This is a genomic window from Armatimonadota bacterium (genome assembly GCA_020354555.1).
In the GTDB taxonomy this organism is placed as follows: domain Bacteria; phylum Armatimonadota; class Hebobacteria.
Genome location: CP070648.1, coordinates 2,349,606 through 2,365,920, shown reverse-complemented (window position 1 = coordinate 2,365,920; position 16,315 = coordinate 2,349,606). Strand labels below are relative to the sequence as shown.

The following is a 16,315-nucleotide window of genomic DNA, read 5'->3' as shown; positions in this document are numbered from 1 at the left end:
ACGTTGGAACAGAACCGGATACGAAACTTCGGCATAGTCGCCCATATTGATCACGGCAAGTCCACGCTTGCGGATCGGCTCCTGGAAATCACCGGGACGCTGAGCGAGCGCGAGCGGCGCGACCAGGTGCTCGACCAGATGGATCTGGAGCGCGAGCGCGGGATTACCATCAAGGCGAGCGCGATTCGCATCAACTACACGGCCCGCGACGGCCAGACATACGTCCTCAATCTGATAGACACCCCCGGCCACGTGGACTTCACCTACGAGGTGTCGCGCAGCCTTGCTGCGTGTGAGGGCGTACTGCTCGTCGTGGACGCGGTGCAAGGGGTGGAGGCGCAGACCGTGGCCAACGCCGACCTCGCGCTCGAGCACGACCTCGAGATCGTCCCGGTGATCAACAAGACTGATCTGGCCAACGCCCATCCCGAACGCGTCCGCGCGGAACTGCAGGACGTCATCGGCCTCGATGGATCTGCGGCGTTGCTCACCAGTGCCAAGGAAGGCACCGGCGTCGAGGAGGTGCTGGAGGCGGTGGTCGGGAGGATACCGGCGCCCGAGGGCGATCCCGAGGCGCCGCTGCAGGCACTCATCTTCGACTCCCATTTCGATCCCTACCGCGGCACGATCGCATACGTCCGGCTGCGCGAAGGCCGGCTGAGCAAGGGTATGCACATCCGCATGATGGCGACCGGCAAGGAATTCGAGGTTGATGAGGTCGGTGTCTTCGGGCTCACCATGAAGCCCGTCGAGTCTCTCGCCGCGGGCGAGGTGGGCTATGTTGCCGCGGGCATCAAGGCGATCGGGGACGCGCGCGTCGGCGATACGATCACCGCCGCGGAACGGCCGGCGTCGGCGCCGTTGCCGGGCTACCGGGCGCTGAAGCCCATGGTGTTCTGCGGCCTGTATCCGACCGAGGGCGATGACTATCCCGCCCTGCGCGACGCGCTGCAGCGGCTGCAGCTCAACGACGCCGCGTTCAGCTACGAGTCCGAGACTTCGGCCGCGCTCGGCTTCGGGTTCCGCTGCGGCTTCCTCGGCTTGCTGCACATGGAGATCGTCCAGGAACGACTGGAGCGCGAGTACGGCCTGACCCTGGTGGCGACCTCCCCGAGCGCCGTCTATCGCGTCCATCGCACCGACGGAGAGGTCATCGAGATAGACAACCCCGCAGCGATGCCGGACGTCCAATATGTGGACTACATCGAAGAGCCGTGGGTGCGCGCAACGATCATGGCGCCGTCGGAGTACGTCGGCTCGTGTCTCGAACTGGCTCAGGACCGGCGCGGCGAATTCCGCAACATCGAATACTCGAGCACGAACCGCGTCATCATCACCTACGATCTGCCGCTGGCGGAGATCCTGCTCGACTTCTTCGACCAGCTCAAGTCGCGCACGCGGGGATATGCCTCCCTGGACTATGAAGTGGCGGGGTACCGCAAGGGCGAGTTGGTGCGGGTTCAGGTGCTGGTCAACGGCGACATCGTGGACGCGCTCTCGTTCGTCGCCCATCGGGAGCGCGCGCAGCGCCGCGGCCGGCGCGCGGTGGAGAAGCTGAAGGAAGTGGTGCCCCGGCAACTATTTGAGGTGCGCTTACAGGCGGCGATCGGGTCGCGCGTCGTCGCGTCTGAAAAAATCCGGCCGCTGCGCAAGAACGTCGTTGCCAAGTGCTACGGCGGGGATGTCACGCGCAAGCGCAAGCTGCTCGAGAAGCAGAAGGCGGGCAAGAAGCGCATGAAGCAGGTCGGCAACGTCGAGATTCCACAGGAGGCCTTCCTCACCGTCTTGCGGGTGGGCGACGAAAAGGGCTGAGACGTGTCCGCAGAGCATCTCGGGATCTACGTCCACGTTCCGTTCTGCACGGGCAAATGCCCGTACTGCAGCTTCGACTCGCGGCCGGCCACCGACGGCGAGATCGAGGCCTACGTGCCCGCCGTCAGCGAGGAGGTGCGACTGCGGCTGGACGGCGACGCTGCTGCGGGCACGGTGTACTTTGGCGGCGGCACGCCGACGATGCTGCGTCCCGCGCTGCTCGGCGAGTTGTTGCGCGCGATTGAGGTGCGCCTTCCTCTCGCGGACGATGTCGAGATCACGGTCGAAGCAAATCCGGAATCGCTTACGCGGGACTCCCTCGCCGAACTGCGCCGAGTTGGGTTCAACCGGCTGAGCATCGGCGCGCAGTCCTTCGACGACGAGGTGCTCAGCACGCTTGGTCGAAGGCACGACGCGCGGCGCGCCCGCGAGGCGGTGCAAGATGCACGCGGGGCGGGGTGGGAGAACGTCTCCCTGGATCTGATCTTCGGCGTGCCCGGCCAGGGGCAGCGGCAGTGGAGGGCGACGCTGGAGCAGGCCATGAGCCTACGCGCGGAGCACATTTCGACGTACTGCCTGACCATTGAGCCGGGCACTGAGTTCCATCGTCGGCAGCTCGCGGGAGACCTTGTGGGAGTGGGGGAGGAGACCGAAGCTGAGATGTACGCGGCGGCGCGACATATGCTGCTCGCCGCCGGCTACGAGCACTACGAGATCTCCAATTTCGCCTTGCCGGGGCGCCGCTGCCGGCACAATGAGAAGTACTGGCGCGATGGCGACTACGTCGGCCTGGGCGCGGGGGCGCATTCGAGCGTCCGGGGGCTGCGGTGGGCGAATACGGCGTGCCCGGGGCAATACCGCGCCATGGTGCGCCGCGGCGTACTGCCCGTGGCGTACGTTGAACGGCTTGCGGCGCGACGCAGAATGGACGAGGGGCTGATACTCGAGTTGCGCACCGTGGAGGGCTCGTGCCTGGCGCAGTTGGGCGCGCGGTGCGGCAGGGATGCTGTCAACGAATACAGAAACCACATCGAGGAGTTGGTGCGGGCGGGACTGGCGACAATGACCGGCTCGCGGCTTGCCCTCACCGAGCGCGGCATGCTCCTCGCGAGTGAGGTCGGAATGCGGATCATGGCCTGACAGGGCCGAAGGTAGGTGATCCCGATGATGAGATACGTGACGATCGCGGCGGTCGGGACTCTCGGAGCGCTCCTTGCGGTGAGCGGTATCGCGACGGCGGCACAGGAAACGCTGATCTACACTGGTGACGTGAAGACGGCTCCGGTCCCGCTGGCGCTGGGCTCGTGGGGCAGCGGCAGTCTTCAGGAGGTCACCGACGTCCGGTACCAGGGCGCGAGTGCGCTCAAGCTCGTCTCACACGGGGACTTCCAGGGCGGACGGATTGACTTCGCGACCCCGATTGACATCTCCGGCTACGCCGGGCAGCCCAACGCCTACATTGAGATGTGGCTGCGCCCTCACTTCGCACGCCCGAAGCCCAAGGCAGCAGCGGGCACCGAGTCCGCGGTGGGCGGAGCCGACCGCGTGCCTGGCGGGAGCGCCGAGGAGAGAGGCGGCCAGCTCCGCCTGAGCCTGAGCGGCCTGAGGATGGGAGGCGGGCGCGACAGGACCTCGTCGCGCACGACGGTCGCCCCTGCGCGCCGCCCATCACAGCCCACGCGTACGGGTGCGCGTGTTGCGCCGCGCACCACTCGGCGGACATCCACCGGTCTCGGTGGAGTCGGGCTCGGCGGAAGGCGTGACAGTCGCACCTCTCGGGTGCTGCCGTCCTCGCGCGCGTCAGCGGGCAGGTTGGGGACTGTTATGCGCCGCACGCCGGGGGCGACGCGGACGACGTATCGCCGCACCCAGCCCACGCCTCAAGCAAAGCCGGCGCCGGCACCGATACCGACCGGCCCCGCGCCGGCTGCGGAAGCCGCGTTCCAGACCGATGGCTTTCGCGTCCAGCTCACAACCGATAAGGGCACCGCAGTGCTTGCCGACTATCCGATCCACCCCGGGGATCGCAACGCCTCGGGATGGACGCGCGTCGGCTTCCCGCTCAGCGAGTTCAAGGGACCTCTGGGCGACCAGCTCGAGAGGATCGCCGTTTTCAGCGAGCGACCGGATATCTTCTACGTTGGCGAGATGAAGATCACCCTGGACACCTCACCACTCGGGGCGAAGCCGGTTGCCTACCCGGCGATCGCGAGAACCGGCCAGCCCGTGACGTTTCTCGCCGATGCCAAGGGCGGTCTCGCCCCCGTGCAGGCGGTGTGGGACTTCGACAACTCCGACGGCGTCGAGACGCAAGCGACCGGCACGCGCGTGACCAACGTGTATGACCAGCCGGGGGATTACGAGGCGACGGTCATCGTCAGTGACGCGACCGGCGCCAATCCGGAGTCAAAGACCTACGTCGTGCTCGTTCGCGTGAGATGATGGAGCGCGCCCAGGCGCGACTGCTCTGCCGGTTGGCCTTTCAGGCTCGCGAGCGGGGTCTGGAGGTGTGGGTGGGCGCAGCCTATCGGGCGGTGCTGCAGACGAGGTGCAGCCCGTGCCCCGCGTTCATCAGCGATGCCGTTCTCAACAACCGCTGCCCCGGCCTGCCGGGGCAGCTCGCGCACGTCGGCATGCTGTGGCTCGACGGCAAGCGCGTAGCCTACCGGCTCGAGGCAGCGTCCGCGGGCCGGCCTTCGTCGAGATTCCCGGGGCCGAATCGCGTTCGCTGTCTCGCCCTCGTTGACCGCGCCGAGGAGGCCAATACACTGCGGCGCGAGGGGTGGTCGGCGGTCCTCACCCGCAACCTCGAGCGCTACTTCCGCGGCGCCACCGTCCCGCAGCCAATGAGCCGCCCGGCCCGCGAAGCCCGCGCCGAGGTCCGCGCGATCGAGCCGCGCGGCGGCGACGCATACCGCATGACGTTGGCGTGCGAGCCGGTAGCTGAGGCCGCACGCGCCGGGCAGTTCATGCTCCTCGGATGCGTCACACGCGATCAACTCCGGTCGTTCGCCGACGCGAAGAACAAGCCGTGGCGCGAATCTGTCGCACCTACGGTTGATCCCAAACTGCCGCTTCTGCGCCGGCCATTCGGCTTCCACCGCTTTGTCGGCCCCGACTATGAGCCGGAACGGCTTTCGGAGCAATCGCCTTTGCCGCCTGAGTTATCGAGCATCATCGAGCCGGGCCGGGGCGCAACCTTCGACGTCCTGTTCAAGGTCGTCGGGCGCGGGACGCAGCGCTTGGCGCAGATGCGCGCCGGGGAGGCGCTGTCGCTGCGCGGCCCGTTGGGCAGGCCGATTGAGATACGCCCGAGCCTGGGCCGTGCGGTGCTCGTCGCCGGCGGCATCGGCGCGGGGCCGCTGTTCGCCCTGGCGCAAGAGCTGCGCCGCCAGGGCCGAGACGTTGTGGCCCTGCTCGGGGCCGTCGATCGCGCGAGCGCGCCCCTGACGCCGCAGGATTTCGAAGGAATCGGCGCTGTGGCCACGCTCGTGACTGAGCAGGAAGATGGGTTGCTCGTCACGGAGTATCTGGAACGACATCTCAGGGAGATGATGGGCAACGACACAGAGATATTCGCGTGCGGGCCGGGCGGGATGCTCCGTGAGATCGCGCGCATCACTGAGCCGCATATCCCGGTGCAGGTGCTGATGGAACAGCGCATGGCCTGCGGCATGGGCGTGTGCCGGGGATGCGTGGTGCGGATGCGCTCGGAAAGCGGCGAACCCGTCTATCGCACGGTCTGCCGCGACGGCCCGGCATTTCGCGCCGAAGAGGTGGCGTGGGAAGAGATTACGGCGACCGCGGGATGACCGATGTGGGTCACCGTGTGCCGTGCCCTGAGCCGCGACAACGAACATGACACCGGCAAGATCGAAAGCGAAAACCGCCACGATGGGGGTCACTCTCGCCGGCATGCGCTTGCGCACGCCGCTCGTCGCCGCGTCCGGCATCTGGGGCTACGGTGAGGAATTCGTCGGCTCGCCGCAGCTGCGACACCTCGGCGCGTTCGTCCTGAAGACGACCACGCTGCGGCCGCGCGCAGGCAACCCGCCCGGCGCGCGAACGGTCGAGACTCCCGCCGGCCTTGTCAACTCCATCGGGCTGGAGAACCCCGGGCTTGATGCGTTCCTCGCCGACAAGCTCCCGCGCGCGCGGGAGTTGGGTCTGAACCTCATTGCCAGCATCGCCGGCGAAACGCTCGATGAGTTCGCCGAAATGGCGCGCCGACTCGCCGCAGCCGACGGGCTGGCAGCGCTCGAACTGAACATCTCCTGCCCCAATGTTGAGCAGCACGGCATGGCGTTCGGCGCAGATCCCGAAACCGCGGCCGCAGTCGTTGCCGCCTGCCGCTCCGCCTGGGATCGCCCGCTCATCGCGAAGCTGACGCCCAACGTCACGGATATCGCCGACATCGCCGTCGCGTGCGAAAGCGCTGGCGCCGACATCATCGCGCTCGTCAACACGTTCACCGCCATGTGCATTGATATCCGCACCCGGCGGCCGCTGCTCGGCGGCAACTTCGGCGGATTGTCGGGCCCCGCGATACGGCCGGCGGCGGTGCTGCGCGTCTATCGCGTCGCGCAGTCAGTCGAGGTTCCGGTCATCGGCATGGGCGGCGTGTGGGATGCCGACGATGCGATCGAGTTGATGATCGCCGGCGCCACCGCTGTCGGCCTCGGCACGTGTCTGCTCGCCGACCCGAACAAGCCCCAGGAAATCGCGCAGGGGATCCGCGAGTTCCTGCGCCGCGAACGCATCTCGTCCCTCCGCGATGTGATTGGCTCGGTCAAGCTGAACCCGTAGCCCCGGCTCCGCCCCCCGCCCCAGGCAAGCGCCGGCGTATCTCGCGCCATTCGCCGAACACCGCGCCGCCTTTCGGCCCTGGCTGTCGCGCGGCTGCATGTGGCCGTCGGCCAATACTCCGCTACGCATTTGTCGGCGATCCCGCCGCGGCGGCAGGCGCACGGACGCAGTGTGAGACGCTCAGAGATTCAGCGAAATGGTGTCCGGTGTTGTGCGGCAGAAGATGCGAGGGTGAGGACGAAGCGCGGTGCGCTAGATCGCCTTCTTGTAAGCGAAGTCGACCTGGTAGTTATCCCGCAGCTCGTCCGACACGCCGGGGCGGTCGTCGCGGGTGAGGGTGCCCTTGACGATCAGGTAATGGCCGTCGTTGACCTCTCGCGCGTATTCGAGGCCGTAGGTGGTGGAGCGATAGCGCTGGCCCTGGCTCGACACGTCGTCGAGCACGATGACGGTCTCCAGCCGCTCGCGCTCCGACAGCCGGCTGCGCAGGCCGAGCATGCTGGTGCGCAGCGACTTGGACTCGGCGAGGTTATCGTCGGTGATGAAGCGCGCGAGCGCCATGAACTTCCCGCCGAAGCGCCGCCCGACTTCGTAGAGCTTGCGGTCAACCGGAATCACCTTGCCCTTGTCGGTCAGCGGGTTCTGCTGGAACGACAGCTTGACATAGGCGCGGTCGCCGAGCATCGTCTGATACCCCGCCGCGGAGGCAATCAGCTGGTCGCCTGTCTCCGACTCGCGCGACATATACTGCAGGCTTAGTCCGCCGTCTGCGAAAGCCGCCCAGCCGGGCAGCTTACGGTGGCCGTACTTGGTGTTGTCGTCGAACAGCCCGCCGTCGCTGGCCGCCTTGGCCCAGTCCGCGAGCGCCCGCCCGAACTTCAGGTTCACGTTGGCGAACTGCCAGTTGGTCGCGGCGTCACCCTCCGGCTGCACCGTCTGCAGGCCGCCAACGAAGGTGAACGTGTCGCTGCCGCCGATGGCGCCGCGCAGCCCGAGCACGCGCGCCGTCGCTGCGCGCCCGCTGTTGAGATCCTCCTCGCGAATAAAGCGGCCGAGAGCCGCGAAACCGCTGCTCAGGTCAAGACCGCCCTCGTAGCTGTCCCACCGCGCCGCCTCCATGACCAGCTTGTCCTTCTTCTTGATCATGGGGTTCTTGTGCATCGCAAGTTTGACGTACGCGCGGTCGCCGAGCATGGTCTGGTAGCCGAGGCTGCGCGTGACCACGTGCGATTGCTCGTCGGTCGAGCGCGCGATGTAGTTGAGCGTGATCGCGCCGTCGCCGAGGTTCAACCACCCCGGCGCGCCGCGGAAGCCATGTGCGCCAGCGCCCGGGAGCGGCTCGGCGCCGCTCACCGCCTTGGCCCAGTCGGCGAGCGCGTGCCCGAACTTGATCTGCAGGTCGCCGGAGGTTGTCGTCAAATCCGGCTGCCCTTGGCGCTCCTGGAAGGCGACCCCGCCGCTCAGGGTAAGCCAGCCGGGGTTGATCTCGATCCTGGCTCCGCGGTCGGATTTGGTCTGGACATCCTTATCGGTTTCGCGCGCGTAGTCGGCGGTCAGCTTTGCATATCGGTGAAGCTGGCTGGCGAAGCCCAGATTGGTGCGAACGAAATCATGATCCGCCTTCGGGCCCTGCTGATTGAGCGATTCGTAGTCCGCCCTCAGTTGCAGCAGCGGGCTCGGCGACGCCGATACGCCGAGGCGGTACAACGTGTCCACTTGCTTATCATCCGCGCCGTCGCTGTGCTGTTGATACAGCGCCTTGATCGCCGTCTTGCCGGCGCCGGAGCCGATCGCCGTGTCCAGGGCGAGCGCGGTCAGATCCTCGGTTCCGCCGTCGCTGCGATTTCGGTCCATCCAGTCCGCGACGAGGTTGAGCCTCTCGCCCGGCTTGTGTTCGAGGTGGAGTTGAGTCGTGTCAATGTCGGTCGTCGCGCCGGCCGAGGTGATAGAGGTCAGGTTCCGCGTCACGTCGGCCTTGGTGCTGCCGCCGAAGGCATGACGAACGGCGTAGTTGCGAATCTGCGTCTCCGTCGCGTCGGTGCGGTCGCCGCGATCCCATTCCTCGCGGATATCGTCGTAGTTGACTTCGAGCCGCGTCTGATCCGTCAACTGGTACGCGAGGCCGGTCTTGGTGGCATCGCGCGTCAGGCCCTTCTCCTTGTGGCCGTCGCGATCGTTGGCGCTCCAGTCGTGGTTGTACGTGAGCTGAAGTCGGCTCGTGGGATTCAAACTCGCGGCCAGGGTCTCGAGCTGCATCGGCCCCTTGCCGTCCCACTGCTCGTCGAACTTGCGGTAGTCAAGGGCGAGCTTGCTGTCACCGGTCAGCTTGTAGACCAGGCTCTGCTTGATCTCGGTAACGTCGCGGCCTTTCTCCTTGTGGCCCTGACGCTCGTTCTTGTTCCAGTCGTAGCTGTAGTCGAGCGCCAGGCGGCTGGTAACGTCCAGGTGCGCCGCGAGCTTCTCCATGTTGATCGCGCCGTGGCCCCGCCAGTCCTCGTCGCGGCTCTGGAAGTCCGCCTTGAGCTGGCGATCCCCGCTCAGTTGGTAGGTGAGCGCGTGCGCCATCTCGCTCACCGTCATCCCGATCTCTTTGTGGCCGGGCTGCTCGTTGACGGACTTGCGCTGACTCGTGCTCAGCGCGAACGCGGCCGACGGATTGAACTGGGCCTGGAACTGAAGCTCGCTCATGCCGCGCATCGCCGCCAGGGCATCCACAGGCGATCGGTCTCCGATCACGCTGACGCTTCCCGCGCCCGGAGTGTGGAAATCCTTATCAACGTCGGTGTACGAGCCCTGAAGCGCGAACGCGCCCGAGGCGTAGTCCAGCTTCTGCTGGATCGCTCTGCCGCTGTCGAGCACGTGCTCCGCGCCCTCGGCGCGAAAAGCGAGCACCCCCAATGTCGGATCGAATCCTCCGAATTGGCTGTTCCGCCGCAGCGCCTCGTAGAGGGGCAAGCTCTTGCTGTAATAGACGCTGCTGGCGAGGCTCGAATTCACGTTGAGGGCCAGACTGAGTTGACTGCCCCAGATCTGTGACGCCGCGCCCGCGGTTGCGGCCTTGGGATCCGGCCGTTCGTCGATCATCGTGAAGGGCAGCCCGCTGGAGCCCACGGGGTTGAACGATTCGCCGACGTGATACACCGGGTTCGCGTCCGCCGGCGACTGGTCAGGCGCGGTCAGCGCAAACGCGGCGTGAGGCGCCGCCCACGGAAGCGCCAGTAAAAGCGCGAAAACGAGGCTGCGCCCCGCGGCTCTGATCGGCGAGATATGGGCCCGTGCTGTCTTTCGTTTCGCCTTCTTTTTCATCGCCCTTGCTCGTTATGGGAAGCGTTCACCATTCGAGACACGCTGCTATCCGATCCGCCCTCGACTGCGATGACGGCTCACGCCGTCAGAAGCCCCACGGCGAGATCGGCCCTGCCGCGAGGCGATCCTGTTGCCGCTTGCGCCTGAAGGTCGGCGCTTCTGACTTGCGGTCGCTCTTCAGCGCCCGGCGCACCTCGGCGAACGGCGATTCCACCTTGGGCGTCACGGTCGCGCGCACCGTCTCGCGGGTCGGGTGGGGTTGCGGAAGTGACTCCGGTGTGGTTGCCGGCTCCAACCCGACTACTGGGCCGGCGCCCGCGGGCTGGGGCGCAGGCGTTGCGATCGGTAGCAGCGCACCGTCCGCAACGAAGCGCGTCATCTCGTCGCCGTCCACGTAGGCGACCATGAGCGGGGGATCGTCCGGCTCACCCGCCGGCGCAACAGGCTTCGGCTCGGTTGCGCTTGCCGGCGTGCCGTCGAGCGCCACGCTGGCCATCAGCGTCGCCGCGGGCTGAGCCGTCGTTGCGACCGATGTCGCCGCTGTCGGGCGGCTTCGCGCCAGTCCTGCAACCGCCCTGGCGACTTGCTCCTGAGCCGGCTTGACGACTTCCTCAGCGACCATCGGCGCTGTCCGCGTGGTTGAAGGCTCCGCTACCGTCGCCTCCGGCGCCGTCCGCGGTTGCTCGGCTAGCCTTACCGACTGCGGCGCCGAGGCGGGCACCCGCATCGCAACCATCACAGCTGCCGCTGTCGCCGCCGTTGCGAGCGTGGCGACAAGCCCGCGGAACGTCGGCTTCGCGTACACCGGGCGCGACCGCAGCGCCACCTCACGCTGTACGCGTTCGCGAATGCGCGGTGGCGGCGCGACGTCGGCGAGCGAGCCCAGCAACCCGGCGCCCTGCTCGAGCTGCGCCAGCTCGCGGCCGCACGCTTCGCACTCGCACAGGTGCGCGTGCACGCTGTTCGCCGCTTCGTCACCGAGCTCGCCGTGAGCGTACTCGTCGAGCAGCTCACGGGCGCCAGCGCAGGCCAGCGCGGCCGGCTGCGGCTGCGCCGCCTTCTGCGCGATGCGAGCCCGCAGGTCCGCCGGCGGTTCGACCTCCGCCAGGGCACCAACGAGGCTCGCCGTCTGCCTGAGCTGGCTCAGCGCACGACGGCAAGCTGCGCACTCCGTGAGGTGCCGCTCGATCTCGGCAGCCCTCCCGGAGGACAGCTCGCCGTCCATGAAGCTGGTCAGCTCTTCGCTAGACCGTACACAGTACATCGCTTGCCCCTCCTGTGGGTTTTGGTTACGTCGGGTGGTTTAGACACGCGTGCGGCCTCGAAGTTACGCTCACATGGGCGTGACTTGGGACACCGTGCGGGCTGGATTCCCCGCGGCCACGTAGCCGAGGCGCTTCGAGGCGGTCTCCCGGCGCTGTCGGCATTGACCGGCACCCGATGGCGCTGGTACACTGCGGCCGGAAGATTCCTGCGAGGCCCGAATTGTCACGAATCGCTGTGACCGGCGGTCGCGATGCTGAAACTGGTCGCTGGGCTCCCAAGCTCGCCTACATGCGCGCGGTCGAGTCGGCGGGCGGTGCGCCTTTCTGTCTCGAGCGTCCGAGTGACGTCGCCCAGGCCGAAGGCCTCCTGCTGAGCGGGGGCGGGGATGTCGCGCCGCGGCGATATGGCCACACGCCCCACCCGAATCTCGGTCGTGTGGACGAGGAGCGCGACGAGCTTGAGCTTGAGGCCCTCAGTCTCGCCCTGGCTCGTGACATCCCCGTGCTGGCGGTGTGCCGGGGGATGCAGGTGCTCGTGGTGGCTCTCGGCGGCACGTTGTGGCAGGATTTGCCGTCGGAACTGCCCCAGAGCATCGGCCACGGTCGTGGGGCGGGCAAGGGCGGGGGAACGGAACGCGCAACCCACGGCGTCATGCTGCGCGCAGACTCCCTTGGCGCCCGGACCGTACGCACCACCGAGTTCGAGGTCAACAGTAGCCACCATCAGGCCGCGCAGACGGTGGGCGGGGGACTGATCATCTCCGGATGGGCACCGGACGGCATCATCGAGGCGGTGGAGCTTCCAGGGGCGCGCTTTGTTCTCGGTGTCCAGTGGCACCCCGAGGATCTGCTGGATCGCTGGGAACATGCCGCCCTCTTCGCCTCGCTCATTGACTCGGCGGGGAGTTGAGCCCGCCCACGTCATCCAACGATTCGGCGTCGGAACCGGCGGGGCCGGCGATGGCGTTGACGTCGCTTCTCCTCGTGGCCACAATGCGAGCGATTGACCGATTGCGGCGAGGCATCGGTCCGAGCGTTCAGCTAACCAGCCGTAGGCGTGCCCTGCTCCGAGGAGGGTGCCGTGTCCATGACGCATGAGAAGTTCGTCGGCTTGGTTGATCGCTTCGAGCGCTTCGCGCAGCGCTCGCCGTCGTCGTACCGCCTGCGCCTCGGTCTGCTGGCCGGGCTCGGGTACGCCTACATCTTCCTCCTGCTCGGCATTGCCGTCGCCGGCCTTGCCGCCATCGCGTCGTACTCACTCCGCTTCCACCGCTTCCATCCCGGCGAACTCAAGCTCATCTTCTTCCTCAAGTGAGTGGCCGACCCGGGCGCGCGGGATCCATGACTTTGGGTGCGACTCCTGTCGGGGTCGCATTACTCGGTACTTCGTCTGCGCTCGTGACGCGTGACATGCCGTCAGAGAGCGGTGGCACCGTGCTGCCCCCGGTCTGATGCCCGCGGCTCCATTCTCCGCCTCGCCCCGGTGTCCTGAAGGGTTCACATCTCACCGGTCCTAGGCTATCATATGCAGGCCTACGGCAATTCAGCGCCGACAACGAAGAGGATAGGGGAGGGACTTGATGGCTCATCGCATGACCCGCCGCGAGGTGCTCGGCACGCTAGCTGCCGCCGGCACCGGGCTGACACTCGGCGCGCCCTTCGCCGGCCGCGCGCAGGGCTCCCGTTCGCGACCGAACGTCCTGTTCATCTTCACCGATGACCAGCGGTTCGACACCATCCACGCCTTGGGCAACGACGAGATCGTCACGCCGAACCTGGACGCCCTCGTGAGCCGCGGTGTTACGTTCACCCACGCCTACATCATGGGCGGCACCAGCGGCGCCGTCTGCATTCCCAGCCGCGCGATGCTGATGACCGGGCGCAGTCTATTCCACCTGCAGAACGTGGGCCAAGGGATCCCGCCCGAGCACGTCACGTTCCCCGAGGCCCTGCGGCAGGCCGGTTACGCGACCTTCGGGACGGGCAAATGGCACAACGGCACGCCCAGCTACGCGCGCAGCTTCTCCGCCGGCGGAGAGGTATTCTTCGGCGGGATGGCCGACCACTGGAACGTGCCGCTGTGCGACTTCAGCTCATCGGGTGAGTATCCCAAGCCTCGCGAACTGAAGGCGCGCTGGGGGAAGATCGAGATGACCTTATCGTCCGCATTCGACCATATCCGATCGGGCGAGCACTCGAGCGATCTCTTCACCGATGCCGTGGTTCGTTTCCTGAAGGGCTACCGGGACGAGGCGCCGTTCCTCGCGTACATCGCCTACACCGCGCCGCACGATCCCCGCGAGACGCATCAGCGGTACCACGACCTCTACGATGTCGATGCTATCCGCCTGCCGGGGAACTTCCTCGCGGAGCATCCCTTCGACAACCGCGACCTGCGCACCCGTGACGAGAAGCTCGCGGCATGGCCGCGGACTCCACGAGAGATTCGCGAACACATCGCAGACTACTACGCCATGATCTCGCACCTCGACGCGCAGGTCGGCCGCTTGCTTGAGACGCTGAAGGAGACCGGGCAAGCGGAGAACACCATCATCGTCTTTGCCGGGGACAACGGCCTCGCCGTGGGCCAGCACGGGCTGATGGGCAAGCAGAACCTCTACGAACACAGCATCCACGTGCCACTCATCATCGCCGGGCCGGGGATACCGCGCAACGAGCGCCGGGATGGCCTGTGCTACCTCACGGACATCTTCCCGACGCTGTGCGAACTCACCGGCATGGCGACTCCCGCAACGGTGGACGGCCAAAGCCTGGTACCCCTCATGCATGATTCGACGGCCGTTGCTCGCGAGCGGCTGCTTTTCGCCTACACGGATTGCCAGCGCGCGGTGCGGGATGAGCGCTACAAGCTGATTGAGTACGCAGTCAACGGAACGCGGACGACGCAGTTATTCGATCTCCGCGATGACCCCTGGGAGACGCGCAACCTCGCGGACGATCCCGCCGGCGGCGATCATCTCCAGCGTCTTCGCACGGAACTGCAGCGCTGGCGCGCAGAGCTTGGGGACACGAGGCCGATGGGTGAGCGCTTCTGGGCGACCTACGACGAGCACTCCTGACCGGATTCCCCCGTCGCTTGTGGGCGCGGCCTCGATGAGGCCGCGAAGCATTGACCAAACCGTGGAAAGCGCGGCGAACGCGGGGGAGGGGCAAGGCGAGCCGCAGGCGAACAGAATCAGCTGGCCGCGGATTGGCGTGGATGGCCGGAGATTGAATGGAATCGGTGAGCGGCGGGGCCAGGAAGAGACGATGAGAGTCGCCCTTGTTCACGGAATTCGTGACGTGCGAATCACGGAGGGGGAGAAACCGATCCCCGGCGCGGGCGAGTGCCTGGTCGAGGTCAAGGCAGTCTCCATCTGCGGCTCTGATATCCACATCTTCAGCGAGGGCAATGTCGGCGGTGTGACGTGGGATCGTCCGTTCAGCCCCTGCCATGAATTCGCCGGCATCTGTCGCGGCGGCCGGCACATCCCCGACGGGACCACGGTGGTCGTCGAACCCGCTCTGCCGTGTGGACGCTGCGACATGTGCCATCGAGCGTGGCACCATCTGTGCCGCAACCTCGAGTTCTGCGGCCTGCCTCCGCGTCAGGGCGCGCTGCGCGAGTTCGTCCCCTGGCCGGAAAGCGCGCTGTTCCGTGCGCCCCTGGGTCTCGATTTCGCTGCCGTGGCTTTGCTCGAGCCCCTGGCAGTGGCGGTGCATGCAGTGGAGTTGGTTCCGCCACCGCCGGGAGCGCGCGTCGCGGTTCTCGGCTGCGGCGGTATCGGCCTGTGCATTCTCCAGGTCGCCCGCGCCGCCGGCGCCAAGGATGTTCTGGCGACCGATCTCATCCCAGAGCGCCTCGAACTCGCGCGTCGGCTCGGAGCGGATGCGACGGCGCTAGCGGATCGGGAGGATCCCGTGGCCGTCGCACTCGACTGGTCGCACGGCGAGGGCTGCGACGTCGTGTACGAGGCCGCCGGCGCCCCGGAGACGCCGGATCAAGCGGTGAGGATGCTTCGTCCGTTCGGACAGGTAGCGCTGCTCGGCATTCCCGTCGAGGATGTGATGACGATGGGCGCGTCCGTCGGTCGGCGGCACGAGGTCACCATCCAATGGATACGCCGCCAGAACCATAACCAGGCCCAGGCGATCCGGCTGGTCGAGCAGGGCTTGGTGGATCTGGCGCCACTCGCCACGCATCGGTTCCCGCTCAAGCAGGCGCAGCAGGCCTTTGAGTTGGCGGAGAGCAAGGCCGACGGCTCCCTACGCGTCGTGATCGAGCCTTAATGCTCGCGCGGAATGTCGGTGGGCGCTGCTCAGCGCGGGCTGTGGGCGACCGTTTTCGCAGAATACCCGCCGGCCGTGGAGGATTGAAGACTCCGGAACCGAACCCCTAGGGAGCAGATACTCCGGAACACGTACCGTCACGCCTAACAGGAGAGAGAGTATGCTGAACGTGCTGATGCTGCGACATTCCGCGGGATTCGAGCATTCGTACCTCCCGAACGCGGAGGTAGCGGTCAAGGACATCGGGAGGGCGAGCGGCCTTTATCGCGCCGTTACCACGCACGATTGCGGACGGATCACCGCGGAGAACCTGGCGAAGCTCGACGTGTTGATCTTCGCCACCACCGGTGAATTGCCCCTGGACGATGCGCAGAAGGCGGCCGTGCTTGATTTCGTCCGTGGCGGAAAAGGGTTCATGGGCATTCACAATGCCGCCGACACGCTGTACGAGTGGCCCGAATACGGCGAGATGCTCGGCGGCTACTTCAACGGCCACCCGTGGACCCAGGAAGTCACCGTCAAGGTAGAAGACACGAAGCACCCGGCCACGCGCATGCTCGGCGAGTCATTGAAGGTCTTCGACGAGATCTACACCTTCCGCAATTGGGACCGCAGCAAGACGCACGTGCTGATGAGTATTGACAACGCGTCGGTGGACCTCGCCAAGGGCAATCGCGACGATCACGACTACGCGATGGGCTGGTGCCACCCCTATGGGCAGGGACGCGTGATCTACACAGGCCTCGGGCACCCGGATGAGCTGTGGTCCGAGGCGTGGATGCGCGAGCACATCCTGGGCTGCATCAAGTGGGCCGCCGGCGTGGAGAAGTGACGTT

12 protein-coding genes are annotated in these 16,315 nt (G+C 66.8%); 10 read left to right on the top strand and 2 right to left on the bottom strand.

The genetic code is table 11. The annotated features are described in order from the left end of the window. The first annotated feature begins 3 nt into the window (after positions 1 to 3). The 5 genes from lepA (at position 4) to JSV65_09660 (ending at position 6,618) form a co-directional block, all read left to right on the top strand. Entirely contained in the window at positions 4 to 1,812 is a 1,809-nt protein-coding gene (gene lepA / locus JSV65_09680) for an elongation factor 4 (protein UCH36601.1), read from the top strand. Between the two features lie 3 nt (positions 1,813 to 1,815). Next, positions 1,816 to 2,952: a radical SAM family heme chaperone HemW gene (hemW, locus tag JSV65_09675; GenBank protein UCH36600.1), complete on the top strand. Its 1,137-nt coding sequence runs from the start codon at positions 1,816 to 1,818 to the stop codon at positions 2,950 to 2,952. Positions 2,953 to 2,976: 24 nt separating this feature from the next. Next, on the top strand, positions 2,977 to 4,254 hold the full coding sequence (locus JSV65_09670) for a PKD domain-containing protein (GenBank protein UCH36599.1): 1,278 nt from the start codon (positions 2,977 to 2,979) through the stop codon (positions 4,252 to 4,254). A gap of 71 nt (positions 4,255 to 4,325) precedes the next feature. Next, on the top strand, positions 4,326 to 5,624 hold the full coding sequence (locus JSV65_09665; protein UCH36598.1) for a hypothetical protein: 1,299 nt from the start codon (positions 4,326 to 4,328) through the stop codon (positions 5,622 to 5,624). Positions 5,625 to 5,670: 46 nt separating this feature from the next. After that, entirely contained in the window at positions 5,671 to 6,618 is a 948-nt protein-coding gene (locus JSV65_09660; protein ID UCH36597.1) for a dihydroorotate dehydrogenase, read from the top strand. 252 nt (positions 6,619 to 6,870) lie between these two features. On the opposite strand, the gene JSV65_09655 is transcribed toward JSV65_09660, so the two are convergent. After that, positions 6,871 to 9,924, bottom strand: coding sequence for a hypothetical protein (locus tag JSV65_09655; GenBank protein UCH36596.1), 3,054 nt, complete (start codon positions 9,922 to 9,924; stop codon positions 6,871 to 6,873). Positions 9,925 to 10,009: 85 nt separating this feature from the next. After that, positions 10,010 to 11,188 carry a zf-HC2 domain-containing protein gene (locus tag JSV65_09650; protein UCH36595.1) on the bottom strand — a complete coding sequence of 393 codons (1,179 nt, stop codon included), beginning with the start codon at positions 11,186 to 11,188 and terminating at the stop codon, positions 10,010 to 10,012. Between the two features lie 221 nt (positions 11,189 to 11,409). On the opposite strand from JSV65_09650, the gene JSV65_09645 reads away from it, so the two are divergent. The 5 genes from JSV65_09645 (at position 11,410) to JSV65_09625 (ending at position 16,311) form a co-directional block, all read left to right on the top strand. After that, positions 11,410 to 12,099 (top strand): gamma-glutamyl-gamma-aminobutyrate hydrolase family protein, encoded by a 690-nt coding sequence (locus tag JSV65_09645; GenBank protein UCH36594.1) that lies wholly within the window; start codon positions 11,410 to 11,412, stop codon positions 12,097 to 12,099. Between the two features lie 177 nt (positions 12,100 to 12,276). Next, on the top strand, positions 12,277 to 12,504 hold the full coding sequence (locus JSV65_09640) for a hypothetical protein (GenBank protein UCH36593.1): 228 nt from the start codon (positions 12,277 to 12,279) through the stop codon (positions 12,502 to 12,504). Between the two features lie 277 nt (positions 12,505 to 12,781). Then, complete coding sequence (locus JSV65_09635; protein UCH36739.1) at positions 12,782 to 14,269, top strand: sulfatase-like hydrolase/transferase; 1,488 nt, start codon at positions 12,782 to 12,784, stop codon at positions 14,267 to 14,269. Between the two features lie 223 nt (positions 14,270 to 14,492). Beyond that, positions 14,493 to 15,479, top strand: coding sequence for a zinc-binding dehydrogenase (locus JSV65_09630; GenBank protein UCH36592.1), 987 nt, complete (start codon positions 14,493 to 14,495; stop codon positions 15,477 to 15,479). A 160-nt stretch (positions 15,480 to 15,639) separates the two neighbouring features. Further along, complete coding sequence (locus JSV65_09625; protein UCH36591.1) at positions 15,640 to 16,311, top strand: ThuA domain-containing protein; 672 nt, start codon at positions 15,640 to 15,642, stop codon at positions 16,309 to 16,311. The last annotated feature ends 4 nt before the right edge of the window (positions 16,312 to 16,315 follow it).

What these genes read in the sequence shown, in the direction of transcription:
- JSV65_09670 (UCH36599.1), top strand. Translation starts at nt 2,977, where the DNA reads ATGATGAGATACGTGACGATCGCGGCGGTCGGGACTCTCGGAGCGCTC.
- JSV65_09660 (UCH36597.1), top strand. Translation starts at nt 5,671, where the DNA reads ATGACACCGGCAAGATCGAAAGCGAAAACCGCCACGATGGGGGTCACT.
- JSV65_09655 (UCH36596.1), bottom strand. Translation starts at nt 9,924, where the DNA reads ATGAAAAAGAAGGCGAAACGAAAGACAGCACGGGCCCATATCTCGCCG.
- JSV65_09650 (UCH36595.1), bottom strand. Translation starts at nt 11,188, where the DNA reads ATGTACTGTGTACGGTCTAGCGAAGAGCTGACCAGCTTCATGGACGGC.
- JSV65_09640 (UCH36593.1), top strand. Translation starts at nt 12,277, where the DNA reads ATGACGCATGAGAAGTTCGTCGGCTTGGTTGATCGCTTCGAGCGCTTC.
- JSV65_09635 (UCH36739.1), top strand. Translation starts at nt 12,782, where the DNA reads ATGACCCGCCGCGAGGTGCTCGGCACGCTAGCTGCCGCCGGCACCGGG.
- JSV65_09625 (UCH36591.1), top strand. Translation starts at nt 15,640, where the DNA reads ATGCTGAACGTGCTGATGCTGCGACATTCCGCGGGATTCGAGCATTCG.